Origin of the sequence: Oleiagrimonas sp. MCCC 1A03011, from assembly GCF_003267965.1 — a bacterium.
GTDB classification, from domain to species: domain Bacteria; phylum Pseudomonadota; class Gammaproteobacteria; order Xanthomonadales; family Rhodanobacteraceae; genus Oleiagrimonas; species Oleiagrimonas citrea.
Map to the genome: position 1 here is coordinate 222,473 of NZ_MSPY01000005.1, position 16,464 is coordinate 238,936.

11 protein-coding genes are annotated in these 16,464 nt (G+C 66.8%); 4 read left to right on the top strand and 7 right to left on the bottom strand.

The annotated features are described in order from the left end of the window. Nucleotides 1-63 precede the first annotated feature (63 nt). Both cysD and cysN read left to right on the top strand, forming a co-directional pair. Nucleotides 64-984 (top strand): sulfate adenylyltransferase subunit CysD, encoded by a 921-nt coding sequence (gene cysD / locus BTJ49_RS11670; RefSeq protein ID WP_113065571.1) that lies wholly within the window; start codon nucleotides 64-66, stop codon nucleotides 982-984. Next, a complete protein-coding gene (gene cysN, locus BTJ49_RS11675; protein ID WP_113065572.1) occupies nucleotides 984-2,873 on the top strand; it encodes a sulfate adenylyltransferase subunit CysN in 1,890 nt (629 codons plus the stop codon). Before cysD ends, cysN begins: the two co-directional genes overlap by 1 nt. 63 nt (nucleotides 2,874-2,936) lie before the next feature. Here cysN and BTJ49_RS11680 read toward each other — a convergent pair whose 3' ends face one another. The 6 genes from BTJ49_RS11680 to BTJ49_RS11705 form a co-directional block, all read right to left on the bottom strand. Next, entirely contained in the window at nucleotides 2,937-3,923 is a 987-nt protein-coding gene (locus BTJ49_RS11680; RefSeq protein WP_240151762.1) for an alpha/beta fold hydrolase, read from the bottom strand. Between the two features lie 76 nt (nucleotides 3,924-3,999). Beyond that, on the bottom strand, nucleotides 4,000-5,859 hold the full coding sequence (locus tag BTJ49_RS11685) for a M1 family metallopeptidase (protein ID WP_113065573.1): 1,860 nt from the start codon (nucleotides 5,857-5,859) through the stop codon (nucleotides 4,000-4,002). An 82-nt stretch (nucleotides 5,860-5,941) separates the two neighbouring features. Then, nucleotides 5,942-6,694, bottom strand: a complete 753-nt coding sequence (ubiE, locus tag BTJ49_RS11690; RefSeq protein ID WP_113065633.1) for a bifunctional demethylmenaquinone methyltransferase/2-methoxy-6-polyprenyl-1,4-benzoquinol methylase UbiE — start codon at nucleotides 6,692-6,694, stop codon at nucleotides 5,942-5,944. A gap of 28 nt (nucleotides 6,695-6,722) precedes the next feature. Continuing rightward, nucleotides 6,723-9,257, bottom strand: coding sequence for a glycerol-3-phosphate 1-O-acyltransferase PlsB (gene plsB / locus BTJ49_RS11695; protein WP_240151773.1), 2,535 nt, complete (start codon nucleotides 9,255-9,257; stop codon nucleotides 6,723-6,725). Between the two features lie 107 nt (nucleotides 9,258-9,364). Further along, nucleotides 9,365-10,321 (bottom strand): hypothetical protein, encoded by a 957-nt coding sequence (locus BTJ49_RS11700; protein WP_113065575.1) that lies wholly within the window; start codon nucleotides 10,319-10,321, stop codon nucleotides 9,365-9,367. A gap of 273 nt (nucleotides 10,322-10,594) precedes the next feature. Beyond that, nucleotides 10,595-11,500 (bottom strand): HAD family acid phosphatase, encoded by a 906-nt coding sequence (locus BTJ49_RS11705; RefSeq protein WP_113065576.1) that lies wholly within the window; start codon nucleotides 11,498-11,500, stop codon nucleotides 10,595-10,597. A 148-nt stretch (nucleotides 11,501-11,648) separates the two neighbouring features. Between BTJ49_RS11705 and BTJ49_RS11710 the strand changes: the two genes are divergently transcribed. After that, nucleotides 11,649-12,674 (top strand): AI-2E family transporter, encoded by a 1,026-nt coding sequence (locus BTJ49_RS11710; protein ID WP_113065577.1) that lies wholly within the window; start codon nucleotides 11,649-11,651, stop codon nucleotides 12,672-12,674. Between the two features lie 29 nt (nucleotides 12,675-12,703). Here the strand turns inward: BTJ49_RS11710 and BTJ49_RS11715 are convergent, their stop codons facing one another. Further along, complete coding sequence (locus tag BTJ49_RS11715) at nucleotides 12,704-14,683, bottom strand: UvrD-helicase domain-containing protein (protein WP_113065578.1); 1,980 nt, start codon at nucleotides 14,681-14,683, stop codon at nucleotides 12,704-12,706. Nucleotides 14,684-15,086: 403 nt separating this feature from the next. Here BTJ49_RS11715 and BTJ49_RS11720 point away from each other — a divergent pair, with 403 nt between their 5' ends. Then, nucleotides 15,087-16,391 carry an NAD(P)/FAD-dependent oxidoreductase gene (locus BTJ49_RS11720; protein ID WP_113065579.1) on the top strand — a complete coding sequence of 435 codons (1,305 nt, stop codon included), beginning with the start codon at nucleotides 15,087-15,089 and terminating at the stop codon, nucleotides 16,389-16,391. The last annotated feature ends 73 nt before the right edge of the window (nucleotides 16,392-16,464 follow it).

Below are 16,464 nucleotides of genomic sequence, written 5' to 3' on the forward strand. Positions count from 1 at the left end.
CTTCGCCGGGTCCGGCGGGCCCAAGCGCGGTACACTTGCAAAGATATGCGAAACGGAAGACCCATGACGGACATCGACACGCTGGCGCGTGGTTCCCACCTCAAGCGCCTGGAAGCCGAGAGCATCCACATCATGCGCGAAGTGGCGGCCGAGTTCGCCAATCCGGTGATGCTGTATTCGGTCGGCAAGGATTCCTCGGTCCTGCTGCATCTGCTGCAGAAGGCGTTCCATCCCGCGCCGCCGCCGATTCCCCTGATGCACGTGGATACGACCTGGAAGTTCCGCGAGATGATCGCCTTCCGCGATCGCCGCGCGAGGGAGATCGGCGCGCGGCTGATCGTGCACACCAATCCGGACGGTCTGCGCGACGGTGTGGGACCGTTCACGCACGGTTCGGCGGTGCACACCGACATCATGAAGACCCAGGCCCTGAAACAGGCCCTGGACCAGTACAAGTTCGACGCCGCCATCGGTGGCGCGCGTCGCGACGAGGAGAAGTCGCGCGCCAAGGAGCGCGTGTTCTCGTTCCGCAATGCGCAGCATCGCTGGGACCCGAAGAACCAGCGCCCGGAGCTGTGGAATCTCTACAACGCGCGCATTCGCAAGGGCGAGAGCGTGCGCGTGTTCCCGCTGTCGAACTGGACCGAGTTGGACATCTGGCTCTACATCTACCGCGAGAACATCGAGGTGCCGTCGCTGTACCTGGCGGCCGAGCGCCCGGTCGTCGAGCGCGATGGCACGCTCATCATGGTCGATGACGACCGCATGCCGCTCGAGGATGGCGAGACGCCGCAGATGCGCACGGTGCGTTTCCGCACGCTGGGCTGCTACCCGCTGACCGGCGCCATCGAGTCGGGGGCCGACACGTTGCCCAAGGTCATCCAGGAAATGCTGGTCGCGACCACGTCCGAACGCCAGGGACGCGTGATCGACAAGGACGCCGGCGCGTCCATGGAACAGAAGAAGCAGGAGGGTTATTTCTGATGGCTACCGATTCCGCCACTGCCGCCATCGACGCCTACCTGCGCCAGCACGAGACCAAGGGCCTGCTGCGCCTGATCACCTGCGGCAGCGTGGACGACGGCAAGAGCACGCTGCTGGGCCGGCTGCTGTACGACACCAAGCTGTTGTTCGACGATCAGCTGTCCGCGCTGGAGGGTGACAGCCAGCGTCACGGCACGCAGAACGGCGAGCTCGACTTCGCGCTGCTGGTGGACGGCCTGTCCGCCGAGCGCGAGCAGGGCATCACCATCGACGTCGCCTACCGCTTCTTCGGCACTGACCGGCGCAAGTTCATCGTCGCCGACTGTCCGGGCCATGAGCAGTACACGCGCAACATGGCCACGGGCGCTTCGACCGCCGATCTGGCCGTGGTGCTGGTCGATGCGCGCAAGGGTCTGCTGACCCAGACGCGCCGGCACAGCTACATCTGCGCGTTGCTGGGTATCCGTCACGTGCTGCTGGCGGTGAACAAGATGGATCTGGTCGACTATGCCGAGGACGTATTCGCCGACATCGAGGCCGGCTACCGCGAACTGGCCGACCAGCTCGGCATCGCGCAGGTCACCGCGATCCCGGTGTCGGCGCTGAAGGGCGACAACGTCAGCGCGGAGTCCGGTGCGATGTCGTGGTACGACGGCCCGACCTTGCTCGAGCATCTGGAGACGGTGACGATCCAGCGTCCCGCGCAGACCCTGGGCTTCCGCATGCCGGTGCAGTGGGTCTGCCGTCCCGACCAGAACTTCCGTGGCTACGCCGGACAGGTCGCGGCCGGCACCATCCGTCCCGGCGACGAAGTGGTGGCGCTGCCGGGCGGGGCGCGTTCGCGCATCGCGCGCATCGTCACCGCCGATGGCGATCTCGACGTCGCGCAGCCCGGCGACGCGATCACCCTGACGCTGGAGGACGAGCGCGACATCAGTCGCGGCGACGTCATCGCCGGCACGGCCTCGCCGCCGCAGGTGGCGGATCAGTTCGCCGCGCATCTGCTGTGGATGGACGGCCATGCGCTGCTGCCGGGGCGTCCCTACTGGCTGAAGATCGGCACCCGCACGGTCAGCGCGCAGATCACCGAGATCAAGCACAAGATCGACGTCAACACGCAGGATCATCTGGCCGCCAAGCGGCTGGAATTGAACGAAGTCGGCTACATCAACGTCAGCGTCGATCACGCGATTCCGTTCGAGGCCTATGCCGATTGCCACGAGCTGGGCGGCTTCATCCTCATCGATCGTCAGACCAACGCCACGGTGGCGGCCGGTGCGCTGGACTTCGCCCTGCGCCGTGCCGACAACATCCACTGGCAGCACGTCGACGTCGACCGCGAGGCCCGCGCCCGCATCAAGGGTCAGCATCCGGCCTGCCTGTGGTTCACCGGCCTGTCCGGTTCGGGCAAGTCGACCGTGGCCAATCTGGTCGAGAAGCGCCTGCACGCGATGGGCTACCACACCATCCTGCTGGACGGCGACAACGTGCGCCACGGCCTCAACCGCGACCTCGGCTTCACCGAGGAGGATCGCGTCGAGAACATCCGCCGCGTGGCCGAGGTGGCCAAGCTGATGACCGACGCCGGACTGATCGTGCTGGTCAGCTTCATCAGCCCGTTCCGCAGCGAACGCCAGATGGCGCGCGCGCTGTTCGACGCGGGCGACTTCCACGAGGTCTTCGTCGACACGCCACTGGCGATCTGCGAGCGGCGCGATCCCAAAGGACTGTACGCCAAGGCCCGCGCCGGCGAGTTGAAGAACTTCACCGGTATCGATTCGCCCTATGAGTTGCCCGAGCACGCCGAGGTGCATCTGCACACCGCCGACACGGCGCCCGACGTGCTGGCGCAGCAGGTGATCGAGGAACTGCTGAAGGACGAAGCGTAGGACCGGCGGGTCGGCTCACCCCGCACGTGCGGGGGAGGTGCGGCATCGCTGCAACGGTGCCGCTCAATGCGCGACGGCGAAACCGGCGAGGATGCGTGCGGTCTCGTCGGGCTTTTCCAGTTCCGGCACGTGACCGCAGCCGTTGAGCACGGTGGCGCTGATGCTCGGGGCGTGGGTCAGGCCGTTGCGCAGCGTGCTCAGCGCGGACACGTCGATGATCTTGTCGTGGCGGCACCACAGACCCAGCACCGGCATGGTCAGTTTGCCCAGGCGCTTGTCGAGAATCGTGTACTGGTCCGGTTGCACCAGTTCCTTGAATACCCTGTTCAGAAACGCGCTGCTGGCACGCTCGCGCTGGACCATCACGTCGGCGAAGCGCGAGGGCATCTTCGGCGGTTGCGCGAAGACCCGGCGCATCATGCGCTCGAAACCGGCGCGGCTGTCGTAGGCGAACGGGTTGTGCCCACTCAGCGCCTGGCGCGCGAAATCGTTCTTCACGAAGTCCAGGCCGAAGCTGCTGACCAGGGCCAGCGCGCTGACCCGGTTCGGGTGCTCGCTGGCGTAGACGCCGGCGATGGCACCGCCCATCGAGTGCCCGACCAGCACGAAGCGCTGCAGTTGCAGGGTATGCACGAACGCCTGCAGGCGTTCGGCCTGGTGGCTGATGTCGTAGTTGTCGCCGGGGTGGCGGGTGGACTCGCCCCAGCCGGGCAGGTCGGGAATGATCAGGTGGAAGTTGCGCGTCAGCGTCGGTGCGACCTTCAGCCATACGTTGCGGTCGGCGCCGTAGCCGTGCAGCAGCACGATGGTCGGTCCCTTGCCGCCTTCGTAGTAGGCCCAGTCGGTGTCGCCGATCTGCACGTGGTGCGTGCTCAGCCCCGCCTGCTCGGCCTTGCGCCAGGTGTTGACCTGCATCAGCCACTGCGGCGCGAACAAGTACAACCCGCCGCCGACCACCGCGATCAGCGCCGCCAGCGCCAGCAGCATCTTCAGGCGGCGCAGCAGCAGGTATTTCCACAGCGGTCGGTCGGTCGGGACGGAATGATTCATGACGGGCGGAAGTCTCGTGTGTCGGAGTGTGCGGGGGCCGTATGCGCGAACGCAGACCCCGCAGGGTCGTGCAAGTTCAGTGATGCATGCGCCGGTCGGCGCGGGCGAACAGCTTCTCCACCGCTTCCTGGGTCAGCGGGTGGTAGCCGGACCGGGCCTGGGCGTAGACCTTCCGCGCGAACGCCAGGCCGTCCGGTGTCTTCGCCAGGGCCCGGTACAGCGGAAGGGTCAGATACAGGCGGCCGATCCGCGTCATGTGCTCGGCGGCGGCCGGCCACACGGCCTTGTCGCCGGCGGCGATGGCGTGGATGTACCAGCGCATGCCGATCTCCGCGTTCGGCGTGCCGGTCAGGTGCCAGGCGGCATCGAGCGCCTTCATCTTCGCCAACGGCGGTGCGTCGGGCAGGCGGTCGAGGAAGTACATCCATTCCTGCGTGTTCCAGTCCTTCGCGTCCAGTTTCGCGGCGGGCAGGGTGCCGGCGAGGAACGCGGCGCGCTCGGTGTCGATGGCGTCGAAGCGCGGCGAATCGGGCAGCTTGGCGTCCTTGGGGATGCCGGTGCCGTAGACCCATTGCTTCACTTCGGCCCAGCTCATCTTGCCCGGGTACTTGTCGATGAGATGGGGCTTGAGGTACGCCAGCATCTGCTCGGTGGTGATCGAATGCCAGGCGAAGTGGTCGAAGTAACCCTTCAGGTAGGCGTCGAAATGTGCGCGACCGAAGCGGCGTTCCAGCGTGCGCAGGAACCACGAGCCCTTGTCGTAGGCGACGTCGGACAGCGAGTCGTCCGCACCGACGCCGCGCGGATCGGGCGCCAGCTTCTGGCTGTTCGGCGGCATGTGGCCGATGTTTTTCTGCAGCGCGCGCGCGGACAGCAGCACTTCCTCATCGGCCAGGCGCTTGCCGTACAGCGCTTCGGTGATGCGGCCCTGCACGTAGGTCGTGAAACCCTCGTTGAGCCAGATGTCGCGCCAGGTCGCGGCGGTGACCAGGTTGCCCGACCACGAGTGCGCCAGCTCGTGCGCGACCAGCGACACCAGACTCTTGTCGCCGACCAGCACAGTCGGCGTGGCGAAGGTCATGTTGGGGTTTTCCATGCCGCCGTAGGGGAAGCTCGGCGGCAGCACCAGGATGTCGTAGCGGCCCCAGCGGTAGGGGCCGTACAGCGACTCCGCGGTGGCGATCATCTTCTCGGTGTCCTCGAACTCGTGCGCCGCCTTGGCGACTACGGACGGTTCGGCATAGACCGCGCTGCGCGGTCCGGTCTGACGCACGTCGATATCGCCGGCCGCGATCGCCATCAGGTAGGACGGGATCGGATGCGTCTGCTCGAAGCGGAAGTCACCGTCGAGCGGATGTTCGGGATCGTTGGGCGCGCTCATCAGTACGCGGAGGTTCTCCGGCGCGGTGATGTGGGCGTCGTAGGTGAAGCGGACCGCCGGCGAGTCCTGCAGCGGAATCCAGGAACGCGCGTAGACCGACTCGGACTGCGAGAACATGAACGGATGCTTCTTGTCCGCGGTCTGCGCCGGCGGCAGCCACTGCAGGCCGCCGGCGTCCGGCGAGGTGGAGTAGGCGATGCGCACCATGCCCGGATGATTCGGCGCGGCGATGGTCAGCTTGCGGCCCATGTTCTTCTGCGGCGGTGCCAGCACGTACGACAGCTTGCGGGTGGTGCCGTCCTCGGACACCGCTTTCACGCTGGCGATCTTCAGATCGCTGGTGTCGAGTACCAGGTCGCGCGCCTTCGGGTCCTTCCAGTGCAGCGACAGGGTGGCATCGCCGCGCAGTTCCCTGTGCGCGAAATCCATGTGCAGGTCGAGATCGAGGTGGGTGACCACGACCTTGTCGGGCTGGGCGTAGGAATGCGGGTCGCCCGCCTGCGCGGTCAGCGGCAGCAGCAGGGCGGTCAGAGCCAGGGTGGCGAGCAGTCGCATGGCAGACATCCGGCGGGAACAGGTGCGCCAGTATGCCATCGCTGCCCAAACGGCTTCGCGTGACGAAGGTCGGGCCGGTCGCCTAGAACTTGTAGCCGCGATGGATCGCGACGATGCCGCCGGTCAGGTTGCGCACGTCGACGCGACCGAAGCCGGCGCGTTCCATCATGCCCTTCAGGGTTTCCTGGTCCGGGTGCTTGCGGATCGATTCGGCGAGGTAGCGGTAGCTGTCGCTGTCACCGGCGAACAGGCGGCCCAGGCGCGGCAGCACCTGGAACGAATGGAAGTCGTACAGCTTGCCGAATGTCTCGTTGTGGACCCGGGAGAACTCCAGCACCAGCAGGCGTCCGCCGGGCTTGAGCACGCGGCACATGTCGGCCAGCGCCTTGTCCTTGTCGGTGACGTTGCGCAGGCCGAAGGCGATGGTCACGGCATCGAAGCTGTTGTCCGGGAACGGCAGCGCCTCGGCGTTCATCTGTGCCCAGCGCAGGCCGCGGACCAGGCCGCGGTCGGTGAGGCGGTCGCGGCCGACCGACAGCATGGCGGCGTTGATGTCGCCGACCACCACTTCGCCGGTTTCGCCCACGACCGGCTTGAGCAGTGCGGCGATGTCGCCGGTGCCGCCGGCCAGATCCAGCACGCGGTCACCCTTGCGCACGCCGCTGACGGCGACGAAGTGGCGCTTCCACAGGCGATGCACGCCGAACGACATCAGGTCGTTCATCAGGTCGTAGTTGCGCGCGACCGAGGTGAAGACCTGGCCGACCAGTTTCTGCTTCTCTTCGACGGGGACGTCGCGGAAGCCGAAATGGGTGGTGGATGACTGCTTATTCATGCCGCGCATGCTACACGAAGCCGGCCTCTCAGGCGCTCGAATCCTTGCCGGGTGGCGACGCGTCCGCGGGCGTTTCGCCGTCGTTCTCGTCGCCGCCGGGCGTGATCTTCAGGATCGAGTGCCGGATGTCGCGGCTCAGCACCACGCGCGCGTCGCGCACCAGGTCGTTGAGCACCGGGTCGAAGTCCAGCTTGCCGTCGTCGTCGGTCCACAGCATCTTGCGCTCGCGCAGCTTCTGGATGAAGCCGCGGAACAGCGACTTGTCGAAGAACTCCGGCGCGGTCAATTCCTGCAGCAGGCCCAGCCGCTGTGCGGTGAGGATGCAGGTCTTCTCCAGTTCGCCCATGGTCAGGGTGCCGGGGCCGTTCTTCACCAGTGCGGCGATGGCGATGAAGTAGCGCTCGAAGGCCTGCATCAGGCTGCGCGCGATGACACGCAGCTGGAAGGCGCTGTCGTCGCCGCCGCGACCGCGTTTCAGCTTGCGCTCGTCGCCCTGCGGTTCCAACAGGCCGCGGCCGAGGAAGAAGTCGATGGTGGCTTGCAGCTGCTCGCGGAAACCGTCTTCGTCCCAGCGCAGGAACAGCTCGCCGCGCAGGAACGGGTAGATGATCTGCCCCAGCCGCAGCACCGACGGGCGGCTCATGCGCTTGTTGTTGAGGAAGCAGGTGGCGACCCACGCCGCGCAGGCGATCAGGTGCAGCACGTTGTTGCGGAAATAGCTCAGCAGCACGGCCTGCTCGTCGTCGACCACGATGACGTCGCCCAGTGGATGCTGCACGCGGCGCACCCAGCCCATTTCCTCGCCGTAGGCAATGATCTGTGCCGGTGTGGACGGGGTCACGGTGACGCGGTCGGAATAGGGCAGTTCGGTCAGCAGGGCCGTGGTCAGCTCCAGCTGCGCCAGCAGGTCGGTCTCGGCCATCGCGTGCTTGGGCGTGGCCAGGAGCGTCAGCGCCAGCAGATTGATCGGATTGACGTCGGCGCTGGCGTTGATGTTGACCTGGATGCGCTCGGCCAGCTGATCGGTGACCTGCGACAGCCATTCGGGCTTGGCTTCCGGGTCCAGCGGTGTGTTCTTCCAGTCTTCGCTGGCCGCGTCCAGCATCGGTGTCAGCTCGATGGGTTCGCCGAAGCTCAGCGCGACATGGCCGAAGTGCTGGCGCAGCACCTGGCGTGCGCCGCGCAGCAGGTTGAACCAGGATTCCTTCTCCTTCGGCTTGCCCGATAGCTCGCCGATGTAGGAGGTGCCTTCCATCAGCTTCTCGTAGCCGATATAGACCGGCTGGAACAGCACCGGGCGGCGCGGCGCGCGCAGGAACGCGCGTACCGTCATCGACAGCATGCCGGCGCGCGGCGTCAGCAGGCGGCCGGTGCGCGAGCGTCCGCCTTCGATGAAGTACTCCATCGGCACGCCGCGATCGACCAGCTGCGCCAGGTACTCCTTGAAGATGGTCGAGTACATCGCATTGCCGCGGAAGCTGCGGCGCAGGAAGAACGCGCCGCCGCGACGCAGGAAGCTGCCGAGCACCGGCAGGTTGAGGTTGGCGCCGGCGGCGATGTGCGGGACCACCACGCCAGACACGTGCAGCTGATAGCTCATCAGCAGGTAGTCGGCATGGCTGCGGTGGCTGGGCACGTAGACCACTTCGTGACCGGGCGCGACGGCGCGCGCCTTGTCGAAGTGGTGCATGGCGATGCCGTCGTACAGCTTGTTCCAGAACCACGAAAGCAGGAACGACGCCGAACGCACGACCGGATGCGAGTAGTCGGCGGCGATCTCGCGGGCCATGGCATAGGCGCGGCGTTCGGCCTTGGCCAGCGCGATCTTCTCGCGCGTGGCGGTGGCGGCGATGGCGGCGCGCACCGGTTCGGCGTTGAGCACGCTGTCGAGCACCGTGCGGCGGTGCGACAGATCGGGCCCGATCACGGCGGCGCGGATGCGGCGGAAATGCGTGCGCAGCACGCGGCCGATCTTGCGCGACAGCCGCTCGACGTCGACCACGTCCTCGGGCGATTCCTCGGCCAGGCTCTGGCGCAGGCTGATCGGTGCGGAGAAATGCACCACGGTGTCGCGGCCGTTCAGCATCAGCGCCAACAGACGCCGGAAACGGCCGACCACGACCCAGTTTTCCGAGAACAGCACGCGGAACCAGCCGCTCTCGCGCGTCGGCGCGCGGCCGACGTAGATCGAGACCGGCACCAGTTGCACGTCCCGGTCGGGCGATTGCTTCAGCGCCTGCAGCAGCTGCGTCAGCGGTGCATGGGCGACGCGCCGACGGCGACCGAAGATCCAGCCGTAGCGGCGACTCAGCGCGAACATCGCACGCTGGCGGCGCAGCGGCAGGCCGGCGATGGCCTGATCGGGATCGGGCAGGCCGGCTTCGTGGCAGGCGCGGTCGAGGATTAGCGCATCGGACAGGCCGTGGCGTTCGATCACGTAGCAAACGGGAACGTCCGGCTGCAGCAGGGCGGCCGGTTCGGCGGGATCGCGCTTGATGCGCACCCAGGGTTCCATGAGGCGCGACAGCAGCGAGCGATGCCAGCGCTGGCCCGCACGCGGCATGCCGCGCTCGGCCGGAGAATCGGGGGTGTTCATGCCGGATATTGTACCGGGGAACGGTCGCGATCCGGCATGCCGTGATCAAGGCATGCCGGATCGCGTGAACGCACTTACTTGGCGCTGCTGGCCGAATCGGCGGGCAGCGCGGCGGGGGCGTTGCCTGCAGTCGCGGTGCTGGAGGCTGCGGCGGGCGCACGTCTGTCCAGCGCCTTGCGCCAGTGGTCCAGCAAGTCCTTGTCGTACCAGCGATCGTCAACCTTGACCAGATCCAGGGTCATGCTCTGCGGCTGGCCCAGCAAGGTGTAGTCGACCTTCACCGTGGCGGTGTGCGCATCGCTGGTCAGCGTCTTGGCCTTGGCCGAATCCAGGGTCTTGTCGAGGGAAAGGCCGTACACCTTCAGCGCCTTCTTCACGCCGCCCCAGACCACGCCGTACTTCTTCATGGACTCGTCGTAGCCCATCGAAGTGGCTTGATCCAGCGTCTTGATGTCGAGCTTGCGCGCCGTGGACGTCAGCACGCCGATGGCCTGCTTGAGCTTGTCCGGGTCGGTCCAGGGCACCTTCTGCGCCCACTGGCCCAGCGCGCTGACCACGTCGGTGGCCTGCTTCTTCTGGTCCGGCGTCAGGTTCTTGGCGTTGCTGATCTGCGTGTCGAGCATGATCTGGCCGACACCGATCATCATCGGCAGCTGGGTCTTGTACTTCTTGTCCAGCTGCTGGAGCTTGGGCTGCGTCTCGGCCCAGATCTTCTGTTCGGCGTCCGGCGCGGTCAGTTTGGCCATGTTCTCGGCGAACTGCTGGCGGTCGTGTTCGCTGATTTGCTTCATCTTGCTGTGCTGCGCCGTCCACTGCGCGCGCATTTCCTTGTAGTCCGCGGGCGGCAGCACGTGCTGCAGCAGCGGGTCGAACTGGCCGTTCTTCAGCAGCTCGATGCTGGTCAGCACGGTCTTGGCCGGCGTAGTGCTGGCCGTAGCCGACTGCTGCGCCGCCTTGTCGCTTTTGCCGCAGGCCGGCAACAGGGCGAAGGCGAAGGCCGCGACCAGCCATCGGGATCGGACGTTGAGCATGCGGGCGAACTCCTGAAAAGGTGTGGACCGGCAGCGTAGAGGCGTGTCCGATCGCAGGCAAGTGTGGATCGACACACGGTCGGAAGTCATGCCTTGGCGGCACCATCGGCATGAAAAAGCCCCGCGTCGATCCCGACGCGGGGCGATCCGGAAACATGCCGGTAGGGAAATGGCCGATCGGGCAGCGCGTGCGGCGGGACCGGCGGTTTCAGCATAGCGAGGCCTCAAACCTGATGCAATACACTAGGTTTAGCTCATAACTTCATGTTCCTATTAGTTATCGGCGTGCAAGGCGTCGATTTTCGCCTTGCGCCGCACGTTGGCCGGCTGCTCCCAGTCGTTGCCGAACATGGCCGGCTCCCACGAGCCGTACATCGGGTTCGGGAACACGTACCAGCGTTCGCCGATCCAGGCCGCGTAGGGCGCCATGGCTTTGCGGCGACCCTCGGTGGTGTTGTTCAGCACAGTCATGAAGTCGCCGACCTGATCGCCGAACTGCATCAGCACGCGGTAGTGCTCGCCAATCAGCTGGCGGCGGCAGGTCTTCTGCGAACCGATCTGCTCGCAGCCCTTGACGAAGGTGCCCAGGCCGAGAAACGCGTTCTTGCCGTGGACCGGGAAGCCGGCCTTGCGCAGGTTCTCCAGCGTGGCCTGGTCCAGATCCTGCGCGCGGTTGGAGATGTAGAACACGCGCACGCCGTGCTTGTCGGCGAACTTGGTGAACGCCAGCGCGCCGGGCAGCGCCTTGGCCTTGGCTTCCTTCACCCAGGCACCCCAGGTGGCTTCGTTGTAGGCCTTGCCGCTCTGGATCAGGCGCGCTTCGTAGGGCGAGTTGTCGAGCACGGTCTCGTCGATGTCGAGAATCACCGCCGGCTTCAGCTTGGCGACCGGACCGGTGCGCTCGTTGTGCGGCAGCGCGTCCCAGTGCTTGTTCTTCAGCGCCTTGAGCAGCTTTTCCTGCGCATCGCGATAGATTTCGCGGAAGACCAGGTCATGCTCGACCGCGTTCTGCGTCCAGGCTGTCGCGTTGAGCAGATCGTTGGGCGCCGGACCGACCGGCTGGGGCGCGGGTGCTGTGACCGGAGCCGGGGCGGGTGCGAGAACGGGCTTGGGTTGCGGCGCGGTCGCGGCGCAGCCGGCCAGCAGCAGACCGGCGAACAGGGGCAGGGCGATCCTCATCAATCTCTCCGTGGGAAAAGTGCACGCCAAAGGCGCAAGTTTCGGCGAAGTGTACGACAGCGTCGTGACAGACGGGCGTGACCGACGGGGCTGGTCACGCGGGGGCGGTCGCTGACAGACTGCCGGTTCCCTGGCCGCGCGTCGCCCCATGAACACCATCGCCTTCTCGTCCCGCAACCTGACCCTGACCAGCTACGTACTGGCTGCGGCCGGCTTGCTGCTGACGCTCTATCTGCACCTGCTGCCGGCGTTGCTGGCGGGACTGCTGGTCTACGAGCTGATCGTGATCTCCACCAACATGCTGCAGCGGCGCTGGATCGGCAGCCGCGCCCGCGCCCGCTGGGTCGTGGTCAGTGTGCTGGCCGTGGTGCTGGTCGGATTGCTGATTCTGGCCGTGCTCGGCATCGTCTCGATACTGCATGCCGAACTGGGCAATCCGCAGGACTTCTGGAGCGACCAGTTGATGCCGCTGGTCGACAAGGCGCGCCAGCAGCTGCCGCCTTGGGTGGTCGACCATCTGCCGGACAGCGTCGACGACTTGCGCAACTCCACGCTGGACTGGCTGCAGACCCACGCCGGCACGTTGCAGCTGGCCGGCAAGGAGGCCGCGCGCGTGCTGGTGCACATTCTCATCGGACTGGTGCTGGGCGCGGTGGTGGCGTTGAGCCACGTGCGTCCGCACGGTGAAGGCGGACCGTTGGCGGAGGCGCTGGCCGAGCGTGCCGAGCGGCTGGCCGGCGCGTTCCACGACATCGTCTTCGCACAGGTGAAGATCTCGCTGGTCAACACGGTGTTCACCGGGGCGTTCCTGCTCGGCGTGCTGCCGCTGTTCGGCGTGCATCTGCCGCTGGCCAAGACGCTGGTGCTGGTGACCTTCATCGCCGGGCTGCTGCCGGTGATCGGCAACCTGATCTCCAACACGCTGATTACGGTGGTGGCGCTGTCGGTGTCGCTGGGCACGGGCATCGCCGCGCTGGTGTTCCTGATCGGCATCCACAAGCTCGAGTACTTCCTCAACGCCACCATCATCGGCACGCGTATCCGCGCCCGCGCCTGGGAATTGCTGATTGCGATGCTGGTGATGGAAGCCGCGTTCGGCCTGCCGGGCGTGATCGCCGCGCCGATTTTCTATGCCTATCTGAAGGGCGAGCTGGAAAAGGCCGCGCTGGTGTAGCGCGGCCGCAGGCGGTCTCTGTTGCGGAATCAGTCGCCCAGCAGCGCGGCGAGCTTGGCGATGTGTGACTCGGCGGTTTCGCGCGCGACCTCGGCGTCGGCGTTGGGGTCTCGGCCCTGCCAGTGCAGTTCGGCCTCGGGCAGTTCCTTCAGGAAGCGGCTGGGCTGGTTGGTCAGCAGTTCGCCGAAGCGGCGCGTACGCGCGCTGAAGGACAGCGTCAGCAGTTCCTTGGCGCGGGTGATGCCGACGTACATCAGGCGCCGTTCCTCGTCGACGCGGCCTTCGTCCATCGCGCCCTCGTGCGGCAGGGTGCCGTCCTCGCAGCCGACGATGAACACGAAGCGGAATTCCAGCCCCTTGGCCGCGTGCAGCGTCATCATGCGCAGCGCGTTGCCGGGGTCGTCGCGGTCGGCGTGGGTCAGCAGCGCCAGCTGCGACGTCAGGTCGCCGGCGCGGCCGCCGTCCTTGCCCATGGCGCGGAACCATTCGACCAGTTCGCGCAGGTTGCCCATGCGGCGTTCGCGCTGCGCGGGATCGGGCGCCTGCGCGGCGAGGTAGGCACCGTAGTGAGTGCGTTCGAGCACGGCTTCGACCAGATCGGCGGCGCTGGAGGTCGCGGCGGTCTGGCGCAGACCGTCGATCAGGCGCACGAAGCCGGCCAGCGCGGCGGCCGGGCGCGAGGCCAGCGCACGCAGCGCGCTGTCGTTGCGGGCGGCGTCGAGCATGGAGGTGTGGCGCGTCTGCGCCAGCGTGCCGAGCTTTTCCAGCGTGGTCGCGCCGATCTCGCGCTTGGGGCAGTTGACCACGCGCAGGAAGGCCGCGTCGTCCGACGGGTTGGCGATCAGGCGCAGGTAGCACAGCACGTCCTTGACCTCGGCACGGTCGAGGAACGACAGCGCGCCGGACAAGTGGTACGGCACACGTGCCAGGCGCAGCGCCTTTTCCAGTGCCCGGGCCTGATGGTTGCCGCGGTAGAGGATCGCGAACTCGTTCCAGCGCGCCTTGTGCTTCTCGGCCAGGTGCGAGGCGATGGAGGCGATGCGCTCGGCCTCGTGGTCGTTGTCGTTGCATTCGAGCACGCGGATCGGCGGGCCGTCCGGCAGCTCGCTCCACAGGCTCTTCTGGTGCAGATGCGGGTTATTGGCGATCAGCGTGTTGGCGGCGCGCAGGATGCGCTTGGCGCAGCGGTAGTTCTGCTCCAGCTTGATGACCTTCAGATTGGGCCAGTCGCGGCCCAGCTGGTCGATGTTCTCCGGGTTGGCGCCGCGCCAGGCGTAGATCGACTGGTCGTCGTCGCCCACGCAGGTGATGCCGCCGCGCGGGCCGATCAGGCACTTCAGCAGGCGGTACTGGGCGTCGTTGGTGTCCTGGTATTCGTCCACCAGCAGGTAGCGCAGGCGCTCCTGCCAGCCGGCGCGCGCCTCGGCGTCGCTTTCCAGTACCTGCAGCGGCAGGCGGATCAAATCGTCGAAATCGACGGCGTTGTAGGCGGCCAGCCGGGCCTGGTAGCGCTCGTAGATGCTGGCGGCCTCCAGTTCCGGCGCGCCGCGCGCGGCATCGGCGGCCTGCTCCGGCGTCAGGCCCGCGTTCTTGGCCTGCGAGACCAGGTTGCGCAGTCGCCACAGTGCGTCCGGCTTGATGCCGGCCGGCGCCAGTTCCTTGATGAGCGCGCCGCTGTCGTCGGCATCCAGCACCGAGAAATTGCGCCGCAGACCGGCGCGTTCGTGCTCGATGTGCAGGAATTTCAGGCCCAGCGCATGGAAGGTGCACACGGTCAGCGCCTGCGCCGCCTCGGCGCTGATCATCTTCGCCACGCGCTCGCGCATCTCGCGCGCGGCCTTGTTGGTGAAGGTGATGGCCGCGATCTTGTGCGGCGCCAGGTTCCGGCGCGCGATCAGGTGGGCGATCTTCTCGGTGATGACGCGGGTCTTGCCCGAGCCGGCGCCGGCGAGCACCAGCAGCGGGCCGTCCACGTATTCGACGGCGGCGTGTTGTTGCGGATTGAGCATGGGAAACCGGGCGGGACTGCAGGCGCAAAGGATCGCGGGGCGTGCCGCGCGATGCAAGCCGGTTCGCAAAGATGTCGGTGGGAAGCGGGTTTTCCGCGGCGATCACCAGTGATGTCCCGGCCATGGGGACGACGAAGAAGGTGAATCGGTGTCTGTCGGAAGCGGGCTCGGCACGGGTGCATCGTTCCCGAGCGCGGGGTCCGGCATGGAGCGCTGATTTTCGTAAAACCCGCAGCGCGCTGTCTGCCGTTCGCACGAGCAGTCAGTCTGCACGGTGTCCCGGACAAGGAAACGGGCTTTGTGGATATCATGCCGGCAACGTTGAATGGGGTGGAGCATCCCGGTCGTGAAGGCCGTTCCGGGGAGTACAGACGAAGTGCAGGCGAGCAGCGCGACAACGACCATGTCGTGTCAGGTACTGGTGATCGGTGGCGGGCCGGCGGGAAGCACGGCTGCCACGTTGCTGGCGCGGCGCGGCTACCGTGTGATGCTGCTGGAAAAGGCGTGTCATCCGCGCTTCCACATCGGTGAATCGCTGCTGCCGATGAATCTGCCGATCTTCGAGCGCCTGGGCGTGCTGGACAAAGTGCGCGCGCTGGGCGTGCACAAGAACGGTGCCGAGTTCGAGGCCGACAACGAGCGCGGTTACAACACGTTCGAGTTCAAGCGCAGTTTTGGCGACAATCCGCCGCATGCCTATCAGGTGCGGCGCGAGGATTTCGACTGCATGCTGTTCGAGCATGCCCGTGCCGAAGGTGTGGATGCGCGCGAGGAGGCCTGTGTAAAGGCGGTGGACCAGCGCGGCCCGCGTGAATCGTGGGTGCATGCGGCCACTGCGCAGGGCGAGATACGTATCCGTGCCGGATATGTGATCGATGCCAGCGGCCGCGACGCCGTGCTGGGCCGTGCGCGCAAGCTGGTGCGCCGCAGTCGCGTGCACCAGACCGCGGCGTTGTTCGGCCACTACCGCGGCGTGCGTCGGCGCGAAGGCGAGGAGGCCGGCAACATCGGCATCTACCACTTCGAGCATGGCTGGATCTGGATGATTCCGCTGCCCGACGGCGTGACGAGCGTCGGCGCGGTGTGCCGCCCGGATTATCTCAAGCAACGACGCGGCGGACGCACCGCCTTTCTGCGCGATACGCTGGACATGCACGGCATTACGCGCGAGCGCATGCGCGGCGCCGAATTGATCGACGGCAAGGTGCATGCCGCCGGCAACTATTCCTACGACTCGCGCCGCATGGGTGGCCCTGGCTGGATGCTGATCGGCGACGCCTTCGCGTTTCTGGATCCGGTGTTCTCGACCGGCGTGTACCTGGCCATGGATGGCGCCGAGCAGGCCGCCGAGGTTGTGGACCGTGCGCTTGTCGATCCCGCTTGCGAGCGGCGTCTGCAGCGGCGGCTGGAACGACGCATGCGCCGCGGCATGGCGCGCGTGGCCTGGTTCATACACCGCTTCAACACGCCTGCGATCAAGAAAATGTTCCGTGCGCCGCGCGACATCCTCGGCGTGGAGCGCGGCGTGATCTCGATGCTGGCCGGCGACGTGTTCGATTCGCGTCCGGTACGCGGTCGACTGCTGCTGTTCAAGCTGATGCACGCGGCCTTCGTGCTGACCGGATTGCGCCGCTGGCACGCAGCGCGGCGCGATCGTCGCGTGCAGGTGAGCAGCCGCTATGCCGAACCAGAGGAACCGGCGGCCTGAGTGTGGTCTTTGCGCGCGCTACACTGTGCCGTCCACGCATCGCCGCGCGATGCACCGTCCAACGACATTTCGG